The organism is Candidatus Nitrospira bockiana (genome assembly GCF_965152565.1).
Genome location: NZ_OZ224215.1, coordinates 1,336,255 through 1,358,672 on the forward strand (window position 1 = coordinate 1,336,255; position 22,418 = coordinate 1,358,672).

Sequence of the window (22,418 nt, forward strand, 5' to 3'; positions counted from 1 at the left end):
TCAGCGGGGCCGTTAGGATCGTCCGAGCAAAATCATCAGCGACAGGTAATCTTCGACGTGGCGCGTGATGAGAAAATTCTGCCGGACGCGCTCGTGCGCCCGGCGTCCCATCTCGTCGGCGATCGTCGGGTTGTTCAACAGGTAGCGCGCATAGAACGCGGTGCCCTCCACGGAGTTCGCCGTATAGCCGGTCTGCCCGAACATCACCTGCATGGTGATGCCGCCCGTCTCGCTGCCGATCACCGGCTTGCCCTTCCACATGGCCTCCGTGACGGCCAGTCCGAAGCCCTCCCGGAATGACTTCTGCAGCACGAGCGTCGCCCGGCGCTGGAGCGCGTTGATCCGGAGCGGGGCCTCGGATTCGAGTGGGAGGATGCGGATGTCCTCGTCCTTGTCGGCCGCATCCCGCGCGGCGCTCAAGACCGCCTGTTCATCGACGTCGTCGGGCGCGACCCGGCCGGCCAAGACCAGACAGCAATCGTAATGGGATTTGATGAGCCGGTAGGCGGCAATCAATCCCCGGAAGTCGGTGAAGCGGTTGAACGCGGCGACCTGGAGGAGCATCGGTTTGTCCCGGGGAAGGTCGAGTCCCTCCAACACCCGGTCGATTTCCTCGGGCGTCATCTCGCGGTTCTTCTCGCTCAGGGGATCGATGGAGGGGTAGATGAGGTACTGGGGCAACGGCAGCGGTTGCGCGAACTGGGGGAGCGAGAAGACCGCGGCGTCGTACTTGGCGATGTACGGGCGCACGAAGTTCCATACGCGCCGCTGCGGCCGGGAGACGTCCAGATAACAGCGCCAGATCCAGCGGGAATCGGTGGGCGCGTAGTCGATGAGGCCGAGGGGATGCGGATCGTGGGTCATCACCACGTCGGCGGTGAGATCCAACGTCTGCACGGCCTGGCGAACCGCGTCCCGGTAGGTGTCCACCAAACCGTCGGGAACGCGGACGTCCTCGCCTTGGAGCCCGTTCCGAAACGTCCGTCCCGCCTCGTTGAACGGACCCGTCCCGCGCATCACCTCCCACTGGGCCTTGACGCCGACGTCGGCCAGCAGGGGGATGAGCGTGTGCAGCATCTCCGAGGCTTCATCGCCTTGCCGTTCCGCGGTCACGTGGAGCATCCGCTTGCCGCTCACCTCGGCACTGAGCCGATAGAGCAGGTCCACGCGGCCGGGCGGGGCGATCTGGCGGTAGTCGCTGAGCGAGATCATGAGGAGGCAACCGCCGTCTGGCTGAGCGTCTGGGTCAAGTAGTCATCCACGAGGGTCAGCATGCGGCCGCGGATGCCTTCCAACGTCAGCCCGATGGGCTGGATGGCCGCCAAGCGCGTGGCCAGGTCGGGAAGGTTCAAGCCCTCGGGGGAGCCGATCCAGATGACGAAATCGCCGCCCTTCCGTCCCTTCCGGATCTTGGCTTCACAAATGTGATTGAACAGGGCGCTGCGATCGACGCAGGACAGCAGCTCGCGAAATTCACTCAGGCTGTTGGCCGAGAGCTCGAGGTCGACCTCCAGGATGTGCGAGCTGACGAACTCGAACGGTTCGCCGTGGATCACCCGAGGCACGTTCCACAGCGAGGTGAGATGCGCGTCGATCGTCGCGACGATTTCCGCTCGCAAGGCCTCCAGGTCTCGGAACTCGAAGGGATCGATCAAGCCCAGCCGCTCGCTGAGGATCCGGTCTCGGACCGACACGGCGGCCCATGTGGCGAAGTCGCTGGGGAAGAGGGTCGGGCCCGCCTCGTAGCGCAAGAAATAGCTGTGGGTATGGTAGTAGATCGAATCGGCGGGGACTTCTTCGATCGCGTTCATCAGTTGCTGGATGTCGGCGGCCTTCCGCCCCAGCATTTCCCTGAGCTCCACGCACCCGACGAAGTGGAAGGGCGTGCCTGCCCGCCGGTCATTCATGGTCCTGCCCCCGCACCAACTCGGCTTCGGTCCGGACCGCCTCGAGCGTCGCCTCGATGACGTTGCCGAGCCGCCGCGCCGTCCGTCGAATCGTCTGCCGCGCATCCGTCGTCAGGGCCTCCAGGGCTTCCCGAGCCTCGAACGCCACCCCGGCGAGCTCCTCCTGCGCCGTGCGGGCGCCGCGCGAGATTCGGCGGCGCAGACGGTGTCCCGGTTCCGGCGTCGTGAACAGCGTCACGGCTGTACCGACGACCACGCCGGTCATGAACGCGGCGAGCAGCGCGCTGGCCGTAAACCTTCGCTCCGGTCGGCTTTCGGTCTTCATCGGTCGTGCTCCTTCTCGGGGACGTTCGGCCGTGTCCCGTCTCGCGTGGCAGGCGATGGCGGCGATCCCGCCGGCGATCGCCGTTCCGGCGGTGAACGCCCCGGCTGCCAGGGCCGCCTGGCGCCACTGTGGGGGCAAAACCCAGCGCCGGCCGCCGTCCTGTCGGCGCACGTGCGCCTCGCCGCCCAACCAGGCCGTCTGGTCTTCCTGCACCGTGGGCATCACGCCACCTTCTCCAAGAGCGCCACCGGAGCATCGGCGAAGACGCGAGACAACGACAGTGCCGGCCGGGTCTCGACGGGCACGGCGGTGATGACGTCCCCGGTGAGCACGTGCCGGAAGCGGCTCTCGAGCGAGGCGCCTTCGGGCAAGGCGAGCCACGTGTCCTGCCAGACCTGGGGATCCACGGGCGTGGCGGAGGGCTCGGTCAGGAGGCCGGCGACCAGCCGGGGCGCCACCGTGATCGCCATCGCCGGGCCTTGGGATCGGGCGAACGCGCACACGTGTTGCTTCTTGGCTCCCAGGCCCTCGAGCGGCGTATAGTCGCCGTCTTGGAACAGGCCGGCGTGGCGGCGTCGGTAGCGCAGCGCCGCGGTCGTGACATACAGCTTCACACGTCCATCGGTATAGCGGGCGAGCAGGTTGCGCATCAAGGGCCGCCGGTCCTCGCTCTCGTGCATCGCTCGGTCGAGCTCGTTCAGGAGGGCGACCCGGTGCGCATAATCCACATGGCGCCGGTTATCTGGGTCGACGAGGCTGAAGTCCCAGACCTCGGTGCCCTGATAGAAGTCCGGCACACCGGGCGCCGTGATCTTGATGAGCACCTGAGAGAGGCTGTTGTAGGCGCCCAAGCGGGCGATCTTCTCGTGGAAGGCGCGAAAGCTTTCGAGGAACGGGTTGGGCCGCGTCCGATCGAGGATGGCCTCGACGAACTTATGGACCGCCTGGTCGTATTGCTGGTTGGGATTGAGCCAACTACTGTGCACCTTCGCCTCGTGCAGCGCTTTTTCCATGTACCGTTGGATCCGCCCGCAGAACGCCCGGTACGTGCTCTCCTCGATCGGCTCGAAGGGCCAGGCGCCGACCAGCGTCTGATAGAGGAGGTACTCCTCGTTCCGGTCGGGCACGGGCTGCCCGTCGAGGTCGGTCTTGAACTTCTTGTTCAGCTTGCTCCACAGCGCCAGATGGCTTCTCCAGGCGGCCGGCATCTCGGACAGCACGTTGATGCGCGCCCGGACGTCTTCGCTCCGCTTCGTGTCGTGCGTCGACGTGGCCGACAAGCTCACACGCCATTGCGCCTGGCGCTCGCGCATGCGCTCGTGGAACGTCGGGACCGGGATCCCGAACCGACTCGGCTCTCCGCCGACCTCGTTCAACGACACGAGCCGATTGTAAATATACATGACCGTGTCCTCAACGCCCTTGGCGGTCACGGGACTCGTGAGCTGCTGGAACTTCATGACGAAGTTCAACCGCTCGTTGCGGTCGACCCGCAGACGGTCCTCTTCGCGGTTCAGCAGGATGTTCTCGATGAAATCGAAGACGAGCCCGCTGACCGCCGGATTGCGCCGCTTCGCCTTGGTCACCGCCAGGCGGATATAGGCGCGGTCGCGGTCGGTGACGCCCTCGGACTCCGGCCCGACGTAGGTCCGATAGACGGGGAAGCAGGCGATGATCTCGCGAATGGCGTGGATCAGGCTGTTGAGGGTGAAATCGCGGGACCGGCGGTCCCGCTCCGAAAAACTGTTCAGAAAATGACCGAGCGTGTTGACCTCGCTGGCCATGGAGGCGCTCATGATCAATTCCTTCTTTTCATACGCCAATTCCTCGTAGGACAACCGTTGCCGGATGAACTTGGCGTAGAGCTCGTCGAAGGCGTGCTCGTGGGCGCTGTCGACGAAGAGCGCATTGAGGAGGCTCAGGAACTCGTATCCCGTGGTGCCGTAGACGGGCCACCCGCTCGGCAGGCTCTCCCCCTTGCCCAGAATCTTTTCGACGATGAGATACAGCGGTCGGTCCGTCTCGTGGGCGAGGGGCAGGTTGGTGCGCGCCCAGGATTGCAGTTGACACAGATACTGATGAGGATCGTACAGGCCGTCGACATGGTCGACCCGGAGGCCGGTGAGCGCGCCCTCCTTGAGCAGGCGGAAGATCAACTGGTGCGTCTCCTGGAAGACGACCGGGTCCTCGACGCGGATCGCCGCCAATTCATTGATGTCGAAGAATCGCCGGTAGTTGATTTCTTCCGCCGCCACACGCCAATACGCCAGGCGGTAGGGCTGGTCGTTGAGCAGGGCGTCGAGGAGGTCGAAGCTGCGCGGATCATCCTTCCGGCCGTTGAACGCCCGGACGTTCTCCTCGAGGAAGGCGGCGACGAGCGGGCTGTCGCGGGTCAGGCGGTCCAACCGCTTCTTGATGATTTCCTTCTCGCGCGCGCGCTCCTCGAGCTTCGACGGGTCGCGCTCTTCCCGCCCGGGTAAATGATGCATGGCGGTCAGGATGCTCTGCAGCTCCAAGACGTCGGGATGGCCGGAGCCCGCGTCCTGAATCAGCTCGTCTAGCCGATAGGAGAGCACGTGGACCGCCGACTTGGGAGCGATGGGGAGGGTGTAGTCGTAGTAGGTCACGACGAAGGCGCCGTCCCGGTACGACAGCGTGATCTCCTGGTTTTCCAGGACCACGCCGTAGAGGTCGCCCAAGATCGGGAGCAGAATCTTGTTCTCGAGCTCGGGCTTGACCGGGTGCCAATCGATATCGAAGAACTCGGCGTACCGGGAGCTGGGGCCGTTTTCCAGGACGTCCAGCCACCAGGTGTTGCTGGATCGCGAGATCCCCATATGGTTCGGCACGACGTCCAGGATCTGGCCCATCCCTTCGGCGCGCAGCGCGGTGACGAAGACGGTGTAGTCCGACTCGGTTCCGATTTCGGGATTGAGGATCCGGGGGTCCGCCACGTCATAGCCGTGGGAACTGCCGGGGGTCGCCTTCAAGTAGGATGACGCGTAGCAGTCGGTGATGCCGAGCCGAGCCAGATAGGGGACGACCGCGGCCGCATCACGGAAGGTAAAACCCCGGTTGAACTGAAGCCGATAGGTGGAGACGGGGATGCGGGTCGGGCCGGCGGTCATGCTCCCTCACGACGCCATGGAGTGGTGATAGAGGCGATGACGGCCGCCCATCTGTCCCTGCGGCAGCACGACCACACCGGACTCCGTGACATGGAAGCGCCGTCGGTCGGCCTCCTGGTCGAATCCGATCGAGGTGCCCTCGGGGATGGTATTGAACCGATCGACGATGACGCGCCGCAACCGTGCCTTGGGGCCAATCACCGCGCCATCGAGGATCACACACTCATCCAGCGAGGCCCCGCGCTCGATCGTGATGTCCCGTCCGATGACGGAGCGGCGAATGTCGGCCTCGACGAGGCGGCTCCCCTGCCCGACGACGGTGCCGTCCAATCGGCATCGGACCAAGCTGGATGGCGGGGCATCGTACCCGTCGGTCATGATCGGCCATTGGCTGTTGTGCAGGTCGAAGGCCGGCGCCTCGCCCAGGATGTCCATGTTGGCCTGCCAGTAGGCTTCCAGCGTCCCCACATCCCGCCAGTACGCCGGCTCCTCATAGGGCTTCAACTCGGGGATCACGTTGTCACAGAAGTTGTAGGCGAGGACCCGGTGGGTGCCGATCGTGCGCGGGAGGATATCCCGCCCGAAGTCGTGGGCGCCAGGCGTCGCCGCATCATGCTCGAGGATGTCCAGCAGCAGGCCCGTCTCGAAGAGATAGTTGCCCATCGAAGAAAAAGCTTGGCCGGGATCCTGGGGCATCGGCTTCGCCCGGGCCGGCTTCTCCTCGAAGCCGACGATGCGGGGGGCCGGGTCCGGGCCGCCCTCGGTGACCTCGATGATGCCAAACCCCTTGGCCGCCGCCAGCGGGACGGGTCGAGCCGCGACCGTGATCTCGGCCCGGTGGTCACGATGGAAGTGCACCATCTGCGCGATGTCCATGCGGTAAATGTGGTCTGCGCCGAACACGGCGACGAGGTCGGGGTTGAAGTCTCTGATGAGGTTGATGTTCTGGTACACGGCGTCCGCCGTTCCTTCGTACCACCCCTCCCGCGCCCGCATCTGCGGAGGGACCACCGAGACGAATTCGCTTGGGGCGCGTTCGCCGATCCGCCACGCTCGGCGCAAGTGTTCGATCAGGGATTGCGACCGGTATTGGACCAGCACGTACATGGATCGGATACCCGAGTTGAGGAAGTTGCTGAGCACGAAATCGACGATCCGGTATTTCGCGGCGAAGGGCACCGCCGGCTTACTGCGGTGCTCGGTCAAGGGCATCAGGCGTTCGCCCTTGCCTCCCGCCATGATCATCGCCAAGACCTTGGGCCCGGTCGTGAGATTCATGGGTCCAGCCGCTCGGCCTCGGTCCCTGAAGACGGCAAGCCGACCTCTCGACCCCTACTCGGAATTCCTACCATCGACGCCATCTTACGCTCTTTCGGCCTGCTCCGTTGTAGGGGGCGTGACAACCAGCCATAGGAAAAAGATTTACGTACAATAGGGTGCATCCGGCTACCTCGCGTGTGGCGGCTGGGGCTCGGAATCGGATGCCGTCGGTGAGGCGCTTCCGACAGACGGACCGCCGGCGTGCAGATGCACGGTCCGTTGCGGGAACGGGATTTCGATGCCTTCCTCTTTGAAACGTTTGAAGATCCGCTTGCGCAACTCATGCTGGGCCAAGTACTGGTCGGTAAACTCCTGCACTTGGCAAATCAGCGTGAAGTCGAGCGACGATTCCCCGAAGCCCGGGATGAAACGGACGAAGGCCGGCGGTTCGGCCAGCAGACCCGGAATGTGACCAACGGCGCGCGTCGCCTCTTCCACGAGGAGGCGCTCGACGTGATCGGGATCCGAGCGGTAGGACACGCTGATCGGAATGAGCAATGACATCCGGGGTTCCGGGAGATAGTAATTGGTGAGCACCGACTGGGTCAGCTTGCTGTTGGGCATGATGACCATGTTGTTGGGCAGCATGCGGATGCGGGTCGTGCGCCAACCGATATCCGCCACATACCCTTCCTGCCCCGTTTCGAGCTTGATGAAGTCCCCCACGCGGATCGGTTTTTCGACGAGCAGATGGATGCCGGCAAAGAAGTTGGAGAGGGTGTCCTGCAGGGCGAGCGCGACGGCGAGCCCGCCGACGCCCAACGCCGTGAGGACGGGGGTGATGGAAATCCCCAGACCGCCGAGCAGGACGAGGCCTCCGGTGATCCAAATCACCACCTTGATGAACGTGAACGACAGCCCCGGGAGGGCCGCCATGTTCTGCTTCATTCCCTCCCGGAGGGCGGCGCCGGAGAGGTTGGCGACGGCGACTGTGACGGAGATGACCAGCAGGCTGAACAGGACCTTGAGCGCGGCGGCGCTGAGGCGCGGCGGCACCTCGGCGGTATCGATCGCGACGTAGAGGCCGATGAGGACGCACCAGACCAGCGACGGCAAGCGGAGGCCGGCGAGCAGGAGCGGGCTGAACGGCGATCCGGTCGCCGACGCCCACCGTCGGAGGGCCCGGAAGGTCAGGTATCGAAAGGCCAAGGCCAGCAACGTGACGAGGGCGAACATCGAGGCCGCGGTCAGCGCCTGGACCGCGGACGGGGACCCGATCGGCATCGCAACCTCCCTGTCAATGACGAGACCCCTGCGGGGGACTCCAGAAACGCACTATAGCGGAACCGCTGTAGGCTCGCCAGAGACAGATGTCTGCCGAGAGCGCCATCATTCGAATTCCGGAGGGTGATGGTTTATGATACGGCCATGATGCGAACCATCGATGAGGATGTGAGCCGATTGTTGCGTGCGGAGCATTGGGACCCGTTCGCGGTCCTGGGCCCGCATCATGAGCTGAAGGAAGGGCGTCCGGTGGTGGTCATCCGGGCCTTCCTGCCGGAGGCCGCTGAAGCCCGGGTGCTGCTCAACGGTGATGCGCCCCGGCCCATGACGAAGATCGATGAGCAGGGCCTCTTCGAGGCCGTCGTGCCGGACGGGGCGCTGCGCCAACCCTACCTGCTCGACGTCCGGGATCACTCCGGCTCGGTCACGCAGCGCCACGATCCCTACGCCTTTCGCAATCTGATCTCCGACTTCGACCTCCATCTCTTCGCCGAGGGGCGATTGTTCCGCGGCTACGATCTCCTGGGCGCCCACCCGGTCACGATGGACGGCGTCGCCGGAGTGCGTTTCGTCGTATGGGCTCCGAACGCCATGCGGGTGAGCGTCGTCGGGGACTTTGACGGATGGGACGGTCGCCGGCATCCCATGAGGAGCCGAGGAGCCTCCGGGCTCTGGGAGCTGTTCATCCCCGATCTTCCGCTCGGGACCCGGTACAAATACGAGATTCGATCGCGAGCGGGCGGCGCCCCCTTCCTGAAGGCGGACCCGTATGCCTTTGCCGCCGAGCTTCGACCGAAGACCGCCTCGATCGTCACCGACCTGTCCGGTTACGTCTGGCGGGACGGATCATGGATCGAGCGACGTCGGACACAGGATCCTCTCGCGCAGCCGATCGCGATCTACGAGGTCCATCTGGGCTCGTGGCGTCGAGTGCCCGAGGAGGGCAACCGCTGGCTGACCTATCGGGAGCTCGCCGCGCAATTGATTCCCTATGCGAAGGACATGGGCTACACCCATCTCGAGCTGCTTCCGGTGACGGAGCACCCGTTCGACGGGTCCTGGGGATACCAGACGACCGGCTACTTTGCTCCGACCAGCCGGTTCGGCGAGCCGAAGGATTTCATGGCGTTCGTCGATGCCTGCCACGAGGCCGGCCTGGGCGTCATCCTCGACTGGGTCCCCGCCCACTTCCCCGATGACCCTCACGGGCTGGCCTGGTTCGACGGGACGCATCTCTACGATCATCAGGATCCGCGCCTCGGTTACCATCCGGAATGGCACAGCCGAATTTTCAATTTCGGCCGCGTGGAGGTGCGCAACTTCCTGCTCAACAGCGCGCTGTTCTGGCTCGACCGGTACCATGTGGACGGGCTCCGCGTCGATGCCGTCGCCTCGATGCTGTACCTGGATTACGCCCGGCAGCCCGGGGAGTGGCTGCCGAACCAATACGGCGGCAACGAGAACCTTGAAGCGATCTCGTTCCTGAAGGAGTTCAATGCGTTGGTCCACCAAGAGCATCCGGGGGTGCTCACGATCGCCGAAGAATCCACCGCCTGGCCGGGAGTCTCGCGCCCGACCTACACCGGCGGGTTGGGCTTCAGCCTGAAGTGGAACATGGGGTGGATGCACGACACGTTGGAGTATTTCAGCCTGGATCCCATCTACCGTCGATTCCATCAGAACAAGATCACGTTCGGCTTGGTCTACGCCTTCAGCGAAAACTTCGTCCAAGTGCTCTCGCACGATGAAGTGGTGCACGGGAAGAAGGCCCTGCTCGACAAGATGCCGGGTGACCACTGGCAGCGGTTTGCCAATCTCCGCGCCTTACTCGGCTACCTGTATGCCCATCCGGGAAAGAAGATGCTGTTCATGGGGGGCGAGTTCGGTCAGTGGTGGGAGTGGAATCACGACGACAGCCTGCAGTGGCATCTCTTACAGTATGAGCCGCACGAGGGCGTGCAGCGCTATGTCCGGGATCTCAACCGCCTCTATACGGCGGAGCGGGCCCTGCACGAAGTCGACTTCGACTGGTCGGGGTTCCAGTGGATCGACTTCAGCGACGCCGACCATGCCGTCATCGCCTTTGTCCGCCGAGCCAAGCAGCACGACGATGCCATCTTGTGCATCGGGAATTTCACGCCGGTTCCCCGCGAACGGTACCGGATCGGCGTTCCTGCGGCCGGCTGGTATCGAGAGCTGCTCAACAGCGACTCGCAGCTCTATGGCGGCTCCAATCTCGGGAACGGCGGCGGCGTGGAGGCCGAAGCCGTCCCTTGGCATGGCCAGCCGTACTCGATCCTCCTCACGCTGCCTCCGCTCGCGATGCTGTTCCTCAAGCGCGCCTAGCGAGGCTTCAGGGGCTCTTCGTATACACGATCACGCCGTAGGCCGGGAGGAGGACCTCGACCGGTCGGCCACCGAGTCGAAGGTCGGCCGGGGGCGGGTCGACCGAGCCGCCCCCGAAGTCCCGGCTCCAACTCCACACGGATCGCCTCCATCGTCCATCCGGGTCCGCCAGTTGCAGCCGCGTCTCACTCTTGTTCATGCTCAACAGTACCAGCGCCTCCGTGGCGTCCGGGCCGCGATGTTGGACGGTGATCACCGCCGCGTCTTCATAGGACCTCACCTGATGCGCGATCGCCGCCGAAAGGGATGGGAGGCTCGTCCGCAGGCGTAGGAGACCTCGGTACCAGGCCAGCAACCGGCTCTGCCGCTCGTCCAGCGGGTCCTCTCGCAGCCGGGACCGCGTGAACGTGGCCGGATCGGCGGGGTCCGGAACATCGGTCCACCCGAACGCCTCGAACTCCCGCCGTCGTCCCGCGCGCACTGCCTCCACGAGACCGGGGTCGGCATGATCGATGAAATACTGGAACGGAGCGGTCTCGCCGTATTCCTCGCCCATGAAGAGCATCGGCGTGTGCGGGGCGAGGAGCACGGCGGCGGCGGCGACCTTCAACGCTTCCCAGGGCACCAAGGTGCTGAGACGATCGCCGAAAGCCCGGTTGCCGATCTGGTCATGGTTCTGCGCGCAGACGACGAGCTGCCGGGGGGGGACCTGTCGCGACGAATTGCCGTGGCGACGGCGGCGATGCCGAGAGTGTTGCCCGGCATAGACGAAGCCGTCCTGGATCGCCGTGGCCAAGTCGGAGAGCCGGCCGAAGTCCTCGTAGTAGCCGTTTCGCTCGCCAGTCAGCAGCGCATGGAGGGCATGATGGAAGTCGTCGCTCCATTGCGCGTCGAGCCCATAGCCGCCTCGATCGGGCGGTGAGATGGCGCGGACGTCGTTGAGATCACTCTCGCCGATCAGCAACACCTCGCGGCTCAGGCGCCGTCCTTCGCGGTGCACCGCATCGGCGAGCTCACGCAGGATGTGCGTCGCGCTGAAGTCGTAAATGCCGTGGATGGCGTCGAGACGAAGCGCATCGACATGATACTCGGTGATCCAGTACAAGGCGTTGTCGATGATGAACCGCCTGACGTCGTCGGAATCGGGACCGTCATAGTTGACGGCCCTGCCCCACGGGGTGCGGTACCGATCCGTAAAATAGGGTCCGAACTCGTCGAGATAGTTGCCTTCGGGGCCAAGATGGTTGTACACCACATCGAGAATGACGGCCATGTCGTGGCGATGGCAGGCATTGACGAGCGCCTTGAGGCCGTCCGGGCCGCCATACGTCGATTGCGGGGCGTACAGAGAGACGCCGTCGTAGCCCCAATTGCGTGCACCGGGGAATTGGGCGACGGGCATGAGCTCGATGGCGGTCACGCCGAGTTCTCGGAGAGCGGCCACACGGGGAATGAGGCCGGCGAACGTCCCGGCGCGGGTGAACGTCCCGACGTGCAGCTCATAGATGATCAGCTCATCCAGGCGTCGCCCCGCCCACGCCTCATCGGACCACCGAAAGGCGTCCGGATCGATGATCATCGAGGGACCATGAACGCCCTCCGACTGGGCGCGTGAAGCCGGGTCCGGCCGGGCGGTCTTGCCGTCGAGCACATAGAGGTACCGTTCGCCCGGGCGTGCGCGGGGGGCTTCGGCGACGAAGTACCCATGCTCCTGCCGTAGGGCTTGGACATCGCCTTGTCCGATGATCCGGACTTCCAAGCGGCGGGCGTGCGGCGCCCAGACGGTAAAACGGACGCCCGAATCTCCGAGCACGCACGCCCCTAATTCCAACTTCCAGCGTCCGGATTCCGGCATCCGCTCAGTCTGCCAGATTCGGGCGGGAGGTTGCCAGAGACGCGTCGACTGACAGGAAAATTGGTCCCGCTCTGATAGGGTGCAGGGTGAGTCGCTGGCTATGCTGTCGGACCGATGAAGTAGGAGGCCTCATATGGCAAAGCGTCGAGGATCCATTGATACACGTGATACACGGACCGATGAGCCGGCAAGCGCCAAGCGGACGTCACGTCGTGCGGCCATGGAAAAGGAATCTTCGAACGGGGAGGGGCAACACGGCCGGGAGGGGGCGGCGCCGGACGCCGCCGCTCTCGACATGGCACTCTCCGGTCCCGAATTCAATGCCCGCGTGGCGCGCAAGGCTTTTGAGCTGTTCGAACGCCGTGGGCGTGGAGACGGCAACGATGTTCAGGACTGGCTCGAAGCCGAACGGATCGTGAAAGAAGAGATTGAACACGAACGCCGGGCTGGCGCCCGATGAGGATCTGGCCGGGGCGTTCATACCCGCTCGGGGCGACGTGGGACGGCCAGGGAGTGAACTTCGCGCTCTTTTCCGAGAACGCAACGCAGGTCGAGCTCTGTTTGTTCGCCGGGCCGGATTCCAGCCATGAATCCCATCGGATCGTCCTCGAGGAACGGACCGACCAGGTCTGGCATGTGTACCTGCCCGAGATCCGACCGGGACAGCATTATGGGTACCGGGTCCATGGTCCCTACGATCCGCAGGCCGGCCATCGATTCAACCCGGCGAAGCTGCTGATCGATCCCTATGCCAAGGCCATTGCTGGAACGGTCGAATGGTCGGATGCCATGTTCGGCTACCGGATCGGCGACCCCGCTGAGGACCTGTCTAAGGACGAACGCGACAACGCGGACAACGTCCCGAAGGGCGTGGTCATCGATCCAGCCTTCACGTGGGGCGGGGATCAACTGCTGCGGACGCCCTGGGATCAGACGGTCATCTACGAGGTCCACGTCAAAGGCTTCACCGCCCGGCATCCCGACGTGCCCGAGGCGCAGCGGGGGACCTATGCCGGGTTGACCTCGCCGGCCGCGCTCGACCACCTGAAAGCGCTCGGCATCACGGCGGTCGAATTGCTCCCTGTCCACCACTTCGTGCGTGACAAGCATCTGTATGACCGGGGTCTGACCAATTATTGGGGGTATAACTCCATCGGGTTCTTCTCGCCTGATATCCGGTATGCCACGGCGACGAAGGCCGGCGAGCAGGTTCGAGAATTCAAAACGATGGTCAAAACGCTTCACAGCGAAGGTCTCGAGATCATTCTCGACGTCGTCTACAACCATACGGGCGAAGGGAACCATCTGGGGCCGACCCTTTCATTTCGCGGCATCGACAACGCCGCTTACTACCGGCTCGTCCCCGACAACAAGCGGTACTACATGGACTACACCGGGACGGGGAACACGTTGAACGTGACCCACCCAAGGACCCTGCAGCTCATCATGGACAGCTTGCGGTATTGGGTCCAAGAGATGCATGTCGACGGCTTCCGGTTTGACTTGGCGTCGACCCTCGCCAGAGAGTTGCACGACGTCGATCGGTTGAGCGCCTTTTTCGACATCATCCACCAGGATCCCGTGCTCTCGCGGGTCAAACTGATCGCGGAGCCGTGGGATCTGGGTCAGGGCGGGTATCAGGTGGGAAATTTTCCGGTCGGGTGGGCCGAGTGGAACGGGCGTTATCGGGATACGATCCGGCGGTATTGGAAGGGAGACGGCGGCCAGGTCGCGGAGCTGGGCTACCGGCTGACCGGGAGCAGCGATCTGTACGAGGCCAGCGGGCGGCGACCGCATGCCAGCGTCAATTTCGTGACCGCGCATGATGGATTCACGCTCAACGACCTCGTGAGTTACAACGAGAAGCACAATGAGGCGAACGGCGAAGGCAATCGAGACGGGACCGACGACAACCTCAGTTGGAATTGCGGGGTGGAAGGGCCGACCGATGATCCTGAGATCGTGGCGCTGCGGGAGCGGCAAAAACGGAACTTTCTCGCGACGCTGTTGCTGTCCCAAGGCGTGCCGATGATTTGCGGAGGAGACGAAATCGGACGCACGCAACAGGGCAATAACAACGCCTATTGTCAGGATAACGAGCTGAGTTGGTACGACTGGAAACTGGATCGCTTGGATCGTGAACTGTTTACGTTCGTCCAGCGCCTGATCGCACTGCGCCGGGAGCAGCCGGTGCTGCGCCGCCGCCGGTTTTTTCAGGGCAGCCGACTGCGCGGCTCGGAAGTCAAAGACATCGCCTGGTTCCGTCCTGATGGGAAGGAAATGACCGACGAGGATTGGAACAAGGGCTATGTCAGATGCCTGGGCATCCGCCTGGCCGGCGACGCGATCGAGGAGTCCGATGAGAAGGGTCGCCGCATCCTGGGTGACACGCTCATCATCCTGCTCAACGCCCATCACGAAATGTTGCCCTTCACCATGCCGGCGCACAAGCGCGGCGTCCGCTGGGAGCCGATCCTGGACACGGCCGACCCGGAGGCGGAAAAGGAGATCGGACTCCTCAAAGGTGGGGACATCTATGATCTCGGCGCTCGCTCGTTGGCCGTCTTGCGGTTGCGCGGTCATGACCGCCGTGCCGCGCCCTCGTGACGGGTTCCTCGGGCATCCGACCAAAGTTGGTCGGATCGTCCGACGAAAGTCGAATTGACTCGGCTTGGCGGTGTTTGTTACCGTGGCGCCCTGACGTCATCCCGCCGATTTCTTCGGGCTTCATCTTCTTCGTTTCGTTCATGTAGTCGCTTCCGTTGTCCGTGGCCGGTTTCGTGATGACCGTGCAGCATGGAGGATCTATGAGTCTCGAGAGACGCCCTTACATCATGGCGCTGTTTCTGAGCGGCAGCTTAGTGGTGAGCGGGTGCGCGGCATTGACGAAAGGACAAACCGACCTGGATGTCGGTATGAAAGAGCGCGGCATCGCATCCTGGTACGGCGACGACTTCCACGGATGGGTCACGGCCAACGGCGAGATCTACGACATGTACGCGCTGACCGGTGCACACCGGACCTTACCGCTTGGTACGGTCGTTCGCGTCACCAACGTCGTCAACGGCCGCCGCGTCATCATTCGGATCAACGACCGAGGGCCGTACGTGCATGGGCGCATCCTCGACCTGTCGTTCGCTGCCGCCGAGCGCTTGGATATGCTGCGGGACGGCGTGTCGGCGGTTCATCTCGAAGTCGTCGGCCATCAGCCGTTAGGCCTGTGGCCGGACAGCGAGCAGCGGCCCTTCCCCGACGTTCCCTACTTCCAGGCAACCTCCACAGGATCGCCCCCGCCCTTCGCGACTATCTGGCCGAGCCTCGGGCACGGACATTCCCGTCCGCACGTGATTCCGACCGATCTTCTCCGGGAACGGCATGCCCGGCGGGTCGGCGATATTCTCGCCGCCGACTGCCGGACCGATGTGGTGGCTGAGTTGCACATCGCCTGACCGGTGCCCGCTTCTGAAAACGTCGTCGTGTTGACAGCCTCGGTCCGCGTCTACTAGACTAATTCACCTTTGTGCTCATGGAATGGAGGAGTTGCCCGGCATGGCCAAGAAACGTCCGATAGAGGTGGATGAGGAGCGGTTGGAAAGGAAAGTTCGGGAACGCCGACGGGCCGCCGAGAATGCCGAGGGAGATCCGTCGATTCGCGCGCTGCACAAGCGATTGAAGCGGGTCCAGCGGAAGCGCCGGCGTTTGGCGACCCGCAAGCAACATGCGATGGGCAAGGGGCAGAAAGAAGGAGCAAGCGCCTGAAGGGTCGTCTGGCGCTGCATGGAACAGAGATCACGGAACAGAGATATGGAACAGGAACAGGACAAGCGAGAGCAAGAGTCCACGCTGCAGACGGAAGCTCACCGTGATGAGTTGGCTGATCGCATGTCGGAAGCCATGCTCGGAGGGGAGTCCGATACGGCCGGCCAAGCGGTCGGGGAACCGGGAGAAACCGTTCTTGAAGAAGAACGCATCAAAGATGAAATCGAGATCCAGATCGATCTGCTGAAGGACCCCGATTGGGCTGTGCGCCGCGAGGCGGTCATCACGCTGGGGGAAATGGGTGATGAGCGTTGTGTCGCCCCGCTAGTCCGCGCGTTACAGGACGGTGATTGGCAGGTCCGGGAGGCGGCGATCGAAGCGATCGGCATGGTAGGGTCTCCGGCCGTGGAGCAGACGACACGACTCCTCAGGTCTTGGGATCATCGCAAGTACGCCATCCGGGCGCTCGGGAAGATCAAGGACGAGCGGGTGTTGGAACCGTTGATCAGCCAACTGCGGAACGACGAGTTTGCGGAAGATGCGACCGAAGCCCTGGTCGAGCTCGGACAGCCGGCCGTGGAGCGCCTCAAAGCGGCCTTGAACGACAAGGACGAGAACACACGCAAGCAGGCCGTCATTGCGCTCGGGCGCATCAAAGATCCGGCCGCCATCGACGCCGTGATCGAAAAACTACAGGACAAGGACTGGTACACACGCTTGACGGCCGCCGCTGCCCTGGAGCAAATCGGTGATGAGCGATGTCGTGAAGCGATCAAGCCGTTGCTGAAGGACCCCGACCTGGTGGTACGGATGCGGGTCGAGCGCATTCTCGCCGCGTGGAAGAAACGAGCCGCCAACGCTTAGTGAGCGCGAGCTGTCGGCCGTGTGAAGCGGGTCTCGTCTACTGCGTTCCTTCTTATCGGTTCAGTCCCTCCATCTCCTTTTGGATTTCCTCGATCCGCCTGAGTCCCACATTTTTCCCGGATGTCAACTCGTGCTGTGCCGCACGAATCTTTGCAATCAACGCAGCGATCTTGGCCGCTCGGTCCGTGGCCCCGTCGGCGATTTTGGCGCGTTCGAGATCGTCGGCCGCATCGCTCAAGGCTCTGGCCGCCGTGCCGAAATTTCTGTCCAATACTTCCGCTTTCGCTTGAATGACTTGGGCCTTGGCATCGACCAACCCTTGGTGCCCTCGAAAACTCCGCTCCACGCTGATCGTCGTCTCTAACACGTCACGGGACACCTTCCCCATCGTCTTGGTCCAGTCCCCGGCTGAATATCGGCCGACATAGACTCCCGCTCCGAACGCTGCCGTCAGGAGGACCAGAAGCCCGAGAAATCTCAGCATAGGCGCCTCACTTCCTGGTCGCAGTGAGCTGCAGGATGCTGCCCGCGGCAGCAAGGCGGATCGCCGGGTCCGTGTCCAGCAGCATTTCTTTGGCGATCCGCAGCGCTTCGCGGCTCCCGAGCTTTCCCAACGCTCGTGCCGCGGTCAACCGCGGTTGCGGCTGAAGGTCTACGCGGAGTGCCTCAAGGATCGGTAGGCCGGCCGTACTCCGTGCCTGGCCGATCGCCTGTGCCACGGCGCTGCGAATCGAGGGATCGGGGTGTTTCGAGAGCTCGCGGGCCACGAGCAGTGCTTCCGCGTCGTTCAGGCGCAGGAGGCCCTCGACTGCCCCGGCGCGAACATAGTCGACGGGGTCTCTTGCGGCCTGCCAGAGGATCGGCTTCGTATGTGCCAGCTTCAATCGCCCTAATGCCGCCGCCGCCATGCCGCGCACCCGTGGATCGTCATCGCCGATCGCGTGCATCAGTGGGGCGGCTGCGTCCGGTGATCCCGTCTCGCCGAGGGCTCCCGCACCGAAGGCGCGTACCATGGTCTCCGGATCATAGACGGATTGGGTGAGGAGCTTGAGACCGCCCGGCTGGTTGATCCGTGCGAGGACACCGAACGCCGCCATCCGCGCATCCGGCTCAGGCAGCGTCGCGGCACCCGCCACCTCCTCCATCGCCGACGGCTGCCCCAGCTTCGCGAGTGCGGCCAGGGCGAACACATATGGCGCACCTTCTTCAGAGCGCGCGATGGGACGTAACAGCTCGACTGCCGTGCGGTCGCCGGCTTCCCCTAAGGCATTCATAGCCGCGATGCGGACGCCGGGGGCCGGATCCTGTAATGCACGCTTGAGCATACCCAGCACAGAGGCCCTCTTCGCTCCCTTCCCCGTGGTCGCGAGGCGTCCCAACCCTTCGGTTGCCATGGCTCGAACCAGTGCGGAGGAATCGAAAAGGCCATCCTGTAGAAGAGGCGACAGGTCCGGTGTCTGCGCATCTCGCAATGCCGTAAAGGCGGCGATGCGAACGTGTTCTTGCGGGTCCCGTACGGAACCGGTCACAAAAGCCACTGCAATTTCGCGCAGCAGACCGACATCGTCGGAGCCGCCCGTTTCGGTTAGACGCCGGTATGTCTTGTATGCGGCTTCAGGCCGCCCTAGGCGCAGGTAACTGCGGGAGGCGGTCTTCAGGAGCGCGGCGGGCGGCTCTTGCCCTGCCGGATACGCCTCAAGGAGCTGAACCACCTGATCGAATTGACCCTTGTGGAACGCAGCGTCGGCCTGTTGCGGTGCGGCGTGCGTTCCCGCCGCTTCGGCTGGTTGCCAATCGAATCCAACCGAGGCAACCAGTACAGTGGCAAGTATCACGCTGAAATGGAGGGGCATCACTCGTCACTGAGGGTACGAATAGAACATGCTAACATCGCGCACTTCGTCTCGCAATGCAGCCTGCCAATCGACAGGATGTCCGAGCCGGCAAGACGCCAAGGCCTTTAGCGGGGGGGCGGACGGTGAACGATTCTTCGGGCCTATGCGAGGCATTGACGCCGGGCGATCGGCCGTCGATACTTCAGCCCGCTATGTCGATCGCATCGTGCCGTATTTGTTCAGGCCAATGGCCTCCCTCGGAATCGTTTATTGCAGCATGTCGGCTTACCACGGTTTATCTCTTCGACGATCAGTTCTTCCCCGGCTGGACTGTTCTCGTGCTGAACCGCCATGCCACTGAGTTGTTCGAGCTGTCCGGAGAGGAACGCGGACAGCTGGTCGAAGAGCTCAACGAAGTTTCGGCCGCCCTCAACTCGGCCTTTGATGCCGTGAAGATCAATTACGAGCTGCTCGGGAACCAAGTGCCTCACATGCATTGGCACCTGATTCCTCGTCTGCGGACTGATCCGGCGCCGCGAGAGCCCGTTTGGACGGTCTCTCATGACCCGCTGGCCCTCACCGCCGAAGAGCGGGGCCGGCGCATTCGACTCATCCGGTCGTATTTGAAACGATGAAGGCGAGCGGGTCACGCGCTGCGGGGGGATGAGGCGGATTCCGCAGCCGGTGCATAGAGGAGTTCCATGTACTCCTTCACCATCCGCCTCGTGCAGAATCGCGGCGCGATCGTCCGGATGGCATCCTTGACGATCTGGATCCAACCCCGCGGGATGCCGTCTCGGTCTCTCATGTAGTACAGCGGCACGACGTCGTGCTCAAGAATGCGGTAGAGGCATTCGGCGTCGTGCTCGTCTTGGGCTTGCCAGTCGGCGAGATGCGAAGAGGCCGGGATCGGCCATCCGTTGGCGCCGTCATAGCCTTCCTGCCACCAGCCGTCCAGGACACTGAGATTCGGGACACCGTTGAGGGCGGCCTTCTGCCCGCTCGTGCCGCTCGCCTCCATCGGCGGTCGCGGCGTATTCAGCCACACATCGACTCCCTGCACCAGAAACTTGGCCATGTGCATGTCGTAATCTTCCAAAAACGCGATGTGGCCGCCCAGTCCATGGTCCTTACAGTACGTGTACACCTGATGGATGAAGTATCGGCCCGGTTCATCGGCCGGGTGCGCTTTGCCGGCAAAGATGATCTGGACCGGTCGCCAACGGTCGTGCAGAAGTGCCTGCAGTCGGTTCAAAGAATGGAAAATGAGCGGAGCTCGCTTGTACGTGGCAAACCGACGTGCAAAGCCGAGGGTCAGGGCTTCCGGATCCAGAAGCGTTCCGCTCGCTAGCACTTGTAACGGCTGCAAACGCTGATGCATCCACCCGGCACGCGCGCGTTCTCGAATGAAGCCCATCAGTTTGCGTTTCATCGCCTGCCGGACGGCCCACAGTTCGGCATCAGGGATCTCCATGACCCGGTGCCAGAGCGCAGGGTCATCCTGGTAACGCGTCCAGTCGGGGCCGAGGTACTTGCTGTATAAATGGTTCATCTCCGGGGCGAGCCAGGTCGAAATGTGGACGCCGTTCGTAATGCTCCGAATCGGGACTTGATCCTCCGCGTGGTTTGGCCAGAGGTGCTGCCACATCTTACGGGTAACCCGCCCGTGTTCACGGCTGACCCCGTTAACGTGGGCGGACATCCGGATGGCCAAGGCCGTCATATTGAAGCCCGCGCCGGGATAGTCCGGGTGTTGTCCGAACTCAAAGAACTGGTCCCGACTCAGTCCCACCTGTTCCCAGTAGCCCTGGAAGTAGCGCTCCATGAGGTCGAATGGGAAGACGTCGTGCCCCGCGGGGACCGGCGTATGGGTCGTAAAGATCGTCCTCCGACGCACCTGTTCGATCGCCTCTTGATGTGCGTACCCCGCGCGAACGAATTCACGGTAGAGTTCGAGAGTCAGAAATGCCGAGTGGCCCTCATTAGCATGCCAAACGGACGGCTGAAGCCCCACCGCGCGGAGAACCCGCACGCCGCCGATTCCGAGTAAAATCTCCTGGCACAGGCGCACTTCTTGATCGCCTCCGTACAGGCGGGCCGACAACTCGCGATCACGGGGGGCATTATCGGGAACGTCGGTGTCCATCAGATAGAGCGTCACGCGGCCGCATCGAATCTGCCAGACCAGGACGGTGACAGGGCGTGAGCCCATCTCCACCACCACCTGGCAGGGAACCCCGCTCGGGCTCAGTGCCGGCGTGATCGGCGACTCCAGCCGGTTGAACGGTTCATAATGCGCTTCCTGCCAGCCCTCGGGACTGATGCGTTGATGGAAGTAGCCTTGGGGATACATGAACCCGAGGCCCACGATCGGAATGCCGAGATCGCTGGCCTCCTTGCAATGGTCTCCCGCCAGGATCCCGAGCCCGCCGCTATAGATCGGAACCGAATTATGGAGGCCGAATTCCGCCGAGAAATAGGCGATCGTCAAATCCCGTTGGTCGGGATATTGCTGGGAAAACCATGTGCCTTCCCGGCTCATGTACTGGTCGAACGCTTTCAAGACCGCGGAATACTGGCGGATGAAAACCGGGTCCTCACTGAGCGCGGTGAGTCGGTCCGGCTTCAGTTCTTGGAGCAGCTTGACGGGGTTGTGATGGGAGAGACGCCAGAGCGTAGGATCGATGGTTTCGAACAACTGCCGCGCTTCGGGTTTCCAGCTCCACCAGAGGTTGTGAGCGAGTTCTGAGAGCCGGTTGAGACCGCCGGGCAGAGACACCGGTTGCCTGTCAGTCACACTGCCTCCTTAACATCGACATCATCAAATTACCCTTGAAATCACCCTTGTCAAACGAGCCGTACAAAAAAAGGGTAAGGAATAGGAGGGAAGAGGCACGAGGTGGATGCGTCCTCATACCCCTTACCGCGTACCCCTTACCCCATTGATTATGCGTGACCGACCTGCTGCCAGGGTGCCCAGCCGGGCGAGAATGCCACGGCTGCATAGCGCTCGCCGAGGATCCGGGTTACTCGGTTCATCAGGCGAGAGAGTTCACGCAGTTCTTCGGGGGTCAAATCACGGCGGAACCGCGGGTGCACGCCCCAACGGGTCTCCACCTCTTCCCCTTCCATCGATGACATGACGCTGACGAGCTTGATTTGGTTCCCGGTGCTCGGAGGGGTCGGCTCGGTGGCCGCCTGCACCTGTTCGCGTTCAGCCGTGGTCCCGGACTGCGGCGGCACGCTTCTCTCGAATGCGGCTTTCAGCGCCGGCACGATGGCACTCGCACAGAGGGTAGCCGAGGAGATCACCAGTCCGTTACCCGGCATATTCAAAAGGTGGGCGACTCGCTCGGCGAAGAATTTCAGGAACTCGTCCTTCTGAGGGTCGTCCTCGGTCACGACGAAGGCAAAACGCTCGTACGTCTGCCGGCTCTCGGCGACGGCCCGACCAATCGTGAACGTCACTTCCATCTGGTCGGCGTTCTGGGCCAGTGCTGGTGCCAGGACATTGCTCAGTTGCTGGCTGACCGTGTCTTCGAGGCTGTTCATGAACTCGGGGCGATCCCGCAAGGGAAGGTAAAAGGCCGAAAGGCGATCCACCAGGTTGAAGAAGACCTTCAGAAATTCCAGGTAGATGGTCCACTCTTGGGTGGACTTCAACTTCAAAGCTTGCTCGGGCGCGGCGCGCTTGAGCATCGCGACGGCCTCGGCGCAAACCGTCAAGATCAGCCCTGCGAGGTCGCGAAGAATTGCCGCATAAGGACCTTGAGATGCCGACATGGTCGCTCCAATGTGGCCCATATTATATACAAGTCGCCGCGGCGGTCCAAGTCACGATGCTTGCACCTGAAG

General features: G+C 63.2%; 18 protein-coding genes. 7 read left to right on the plus strand and 11 right to left on the minus strand.

The window, feature by feature from the left end; all coding sequences use genetic code 11:
* Nucleotides 1-12 precede the first annotated feature (12 nt).
* The 6 genes from ACWHYV_RS06550 to ACWHYV_RS06575 all read right to left on the minus strand — a co-directional run bounded on the left by ACWHYV_RS06550 (nt 13) and on the right by ACWHYV_RS06575 (nt 7,904).
* Entirely contained in the window at nt 13-1,212 is a 1,200-nt protein-coding gene (locus tag ACWHYV_RS06550) for a glycosyltransferase (protein WP_447979857.1), read from the minus strand.
* The gene (locus ACWHYV_RS06555; protein WP_447979858.1) at nt 1,209-1,907 is read right to left on the minus strand and encodes a DUF5752 family protein; all 699 of its coding nucleotides are present in this window, start codon (nt 1,905-1,907) and stop codon (nt 1,209-1,211) included. Before ACWHYV_RS06555 ends, ACWHYV_RS06550 begins: the two co-directional genes overlap by 4 nt.
* A complete protein-coding gene (locus tag ACWHYV_RS06560; protein ID WP_447979859.1) occupies nt 1,900-2,454 on the minus strand; it encodes a YtxH domain-containing protein in 555 nt (184 codons plus the stop codon). Before ACWHYV_RS06560 ends, ACWHYV_RS06555 begins: the two co-directional genes overlap by 8 nt.
* Nucleotides 2,454-5,360 carry a malto-oligosyltrehalose synthase gene (gene treY, locus ACWHYV_RS06565; RefSeq protein ID WP_447979860.1) on the minus strand — a complete coding sequence of 969 codons (2,907 nt, stop codon included), beginning with the start codon at nt 5,358-5,360 and terminating at the stop codon, nt 2,454-2,456. The genes ACWHYV_RS06560 and treY overlap by 1 nt, the downstream gene beginning before the upstream one ends.
* A 6-nt stretch (nt 5,361-5,366) precedes the next feature.
* A complete protein-coding gene (locus tag ACWHYV_RS06570) occupies nt 5,367-6,638 on the minus strand; it encodes a glucose-1-phosphate adenylyltransferase (RefSeq protein ID WP_447979861.1) in 1,272 nt (423 codons plus the stop codon).
* A 168-nt stretch (nt 6,639-6,806) separates the two neighbouring features.
* A complete protein-coding gene (locus tag ACWHYV_RS06575) occupies nt 6,807-7,904 on the minus strand; it encodes a mechanosensitive ion channel family protein (protein ID WP_447979862.1) in 1,098 nt (365 codons plus the stop codon).
* Nucleotides 7,905-8,051: 147 nt separating this feature from the next.
* Here ACWHYV_RS06575 and glgB point away from each other — a divergent pair, with 147 nt between their 5' ends.
* Entirely contained in the window at nt 8,052-10,250 is a 2,199-nt protein-coding gene (gene glgB, locus ACWHYV_RS06580) for a 1,4-alpha-glucan branching protein GlgB (RefSeq protein WP_447980692.1), read from the plus strand.
* 7 nt (nt 10,251-10,257) lie between these two features.
* Here glgB and treZ read toward each other — a convergent pair whose 3' ends face one another.
* The gene (gene treZ, locus ACWHYV_RS06585; protein ID WP_447979863.1) at nt 10,258-12,105 is read right to left on the minus strand and encodes a malto-oligosyltrehalose trehalohydrolase; all 1,848 of its coding nucleotides are present in this window, start codon (nt 12,103-12,105) and stop codon (nt 10,258-10,260) included.
* A 133-nt stretch (nt 12,106-12,238) separates the two neighbouring features.
* On the opposite strand from treZ, the gene ACWHYV_RS06590 reads away from it, so the two are divergent.
* The 5 genes from ACWHYV_RS06590 (at nt 12,239) to ACWHYV_RS06610 (ending at nt 16,728) form a co-directional block, all read left to right on the plus strand.
* On the plus strand, nt 12,239-12,565 hold the full coding sequence (locus tag ACWHYV_RS06590) for a DUF2934 domain-containing protein (protein ID WP_447979864.1): 327 nt from the start codon (nt 12,239-12,241) through the stop codon (nt 12,563-12,565).
* Nucleotides 12,562-14,712 carry a glycogen debranching protein GlgX gene (gene glgX, locus ACWHYV_RS06595; RefSeq protein ID WP_447979865.1) on the plus strand — a complete coding sequence of 717 codons (2,151 nt, stop codon included), beginning with the start codon at nt 12,562-12,564 and terminating at the stop codon, nt 14,710-14,712. The genes ACWHYV_RS06590 and glgX overlap by 4 nt, the downstream gene beginning before the upstream one ends.
* A 227-nt stretch (nt 14,713-14,939) precedes the next feature.
* Nucleotides 14,940-15,554: a septal ring lytic transglycosylase RlpA family protein gene (locus ACWHYV_RS06600; RefSeq protein WP_447979866.1), complete on the plus strand. Its 615-nt coding sequence runs from the start codon at nt 14,940-14,942 to the stop codon at nt 15,552-15,554.
* A 100-nt stretch (nt 15,555-15,654) separates the two neighbouring features.
* Complete coding sequence (locus ACWHYV_RS06605) at nt 15,655-15,864, plus strand: hypothetical protein (RefSeq protein ID WP_447979867.1); 210 nt, start codon at nt 15,655-15,657, stop codon at nt 15,862-15,864.
* 45 nt (nt 15,865-15,909) lie between these two features.
* Nucleotides 15,910-16,728 (plus strand): HEAT repeat domain-containing protein, encoded by an 819-nt coding sequence (locus tag ACWHYV_RS06610; RefSeq protein WP_447979868.1) that lies wholly within the window; start codon nt 15,910-15,912, stop codon nt 16,726-16,728.
* Nucleotides 16,729-16,780: 52 nt separating this feature from the next.
* Here the strand turns inward: ACWHYV_RS06610 and ACWHYV_RS06615 are convergent, their stop codons facing one another.
* Together ACWHYV_RS06615 and ACWHYV_RS06620 are read right to left on the minus strand one after the other, a co-directional pair.
* Complete coding sequence (locus tag ACWHYV_RS06615) at nt 16,781-17,212, minus strand: hypothetical protein (RefSeq protein WP_447979869.1); 432 nt, start codon at nt 17,210-17,212, stop codon at nt 16,781-16,783.
* Nucleotides 17,213-17,219: 7 nt separating this feature from the next.
* Nucleotides 17,220-18,122, minus strand: a complete 903-nt coding sequence (locus ACWHYV_RS06620; protein WP_447979870.1) for a HEAT repeat domain-containing protein — start codon at nt 18,120-18,122, stop codon at nt 17,220-17,222.
* Nucleotides 18,123-18,901: 779 nt separating this feature from the next.
* On the opposite strand from ACWHYV_RS06620, the gene ACWHYV_RS06625 reads away from it, so the two are divergent.
* Complete coding sequence (locus ACWHYV_RS06625) at nt 18,902-19,198, plus strand: HIT family protein (protein WP_447979871.1); 297 nt, start codon at nt 18,902-18,904, stop codon at nt 19,196-19,198.
* Nucleotides 19,199-19,209: 11 nt separating this feature from the next.
* On the opposite strand, the gene glgP is transcribed toward ACWHYV_RS06625, so the two are convergent.
* Nucleotides 19,210-21,360 carry an alpha-glucan family phosphorylase gene (glgP, locus tag ACWHYV_RS06630; RefSeq protein WP_447979872.1) on the minus strand — a complete coding sequence of 717 codons (2,151 nt, stop codon included), beginning with the start codon at nt 21,358-21,360 and terminating at the stop codon, nt 19,210-19,212.
* Nucleotides 21,361-21,509: 149 nt separating this feature from the next.
* Nucleotides 21,510-22,346, minus strand: coding sequence for a hypothetical protein (locus tag ACWHYV_RS06635; protein ID WP_447979873.1), 837 nt, complete (start codon nt 22,344-22,346; stop codon nt 21,510-21,512).
* Nucleotides 22,347-22,418 lie beyond the last annotated feature (72 nt).

Bases quoted from the DNA above. Each gene is read 5' to 3' on its own strand.
- glgX (WP_447979865.1), top strand. From the start codon at position 12,562: ATGAGGATCTGGCCGGGGCGTTCATACCCGCTCGGGGCGACGTGGGAC.
- ACWHYV_RS06570 (WP_447979861.1), bottom strand. From the start codon at position 6,638: ATGAATCTCACGACCGGGCCCAAGGTCTTGGCGATGATCATGGCGGGA.
- ACWHYV_RS06575 (WP_447979862.1), bottom strand. From the start codon at position 7,904: ATGCCGATCGGGTCCCCGTCCGCGGTCCAGGCGCTGACCGCGGCCTCG.
- ACWHYV_RS06590 (WP_447979864.1), top strand. From the start codon at position 12,239: ATGGCAAAGCGTCGAGGATCCATTGATACACGTGATACACGGACCGAT.
- ACWHYV_RS06605 (WP_447979867.1), top strand. From the start codon at position 15,655: ATGGCCAAGAAACGTCCGATAGAGGTGGATGAGGAGCGGTTGGAAAGG.
- ACWHYV_RS06555 (WP_447979858.1), bottom strand. From the start codon at position 1,907: ATGAATGACCGGCGGGCAGGCACGCCCTTCCACTTCGTCGGGTGCGTG.
- treY (WP_447979860.1), bottom strand. From the start codon at position 5,360: ATGACCGCCGGCCCGACCCGCATCCCCGTCTCCACCTATCGGCTTCAG.
- ACWHYV_RS06610 (WP_447979868.1), top strand. From the start codon at position 15,910: ATGGAACAGGAACAGGACAAGCGAGAGCAAGAGTCCACGCTGCAGACG.
- glgB (WP_447980692.1), top strand. From the start codon at position 8,052: ATGCGAACCATCGATGAGGATGTGAGCCGATTGTTGCGTGCGGAGCAT.
- ACWHYV_RS06550 (WP_447979857.1), bottom strand. From the start codon at position 1,212: ATGATCTCGCTCAGCGACTACCGCCAGATCGCCCCGCCCGGCCGCGTG.
- ACWHYV_RS06615 (WP_447979869.1), bottom strand. From the start codon at position 17,212: ATGCTGAGATTTCTCGGGCTTCTGGTCCTCCTGACGGCAGCGTTCGGA.
- treZ (WP_447979863.1), bottom strand. From the start codon at position 12,105: ATGCCGGAATCCGGACGCTGGAAGTTGGAATTAGGGGCGTGCGTGCTC.
- ACWHYV_RS06600 (WP_447979866.1), top strand. From the start codon at position 14,940: ATGGCGCTGTTTCTGAGCGGCAGCTTAGTGGTGAGCGGGTGCGCGGCA.
- ACWHYV_RS06560 (WP_447979859.1), bottom strand. From the start codon at position 2,454: ATGCCCACGGTGCAGGAAGACCAGACGGCCTGGTTGGGCGGCGAGGCG.
- ACWHYV_RS06635 (WP_447979873.1), bottom strand. From the start codon at position 22,346: ATGTCGGCATCTCAAGGTCCTTATGCGGCAATTCTTCGCGACCTCGCA.
- ACWHYV_RS06620 (WP_447979870.1), bottom strand. From the start codon at position 18,122: ATGGCAACCGAAGGGTTGGGACGCCTCGCGACCACGGGGAAGGGAGCG.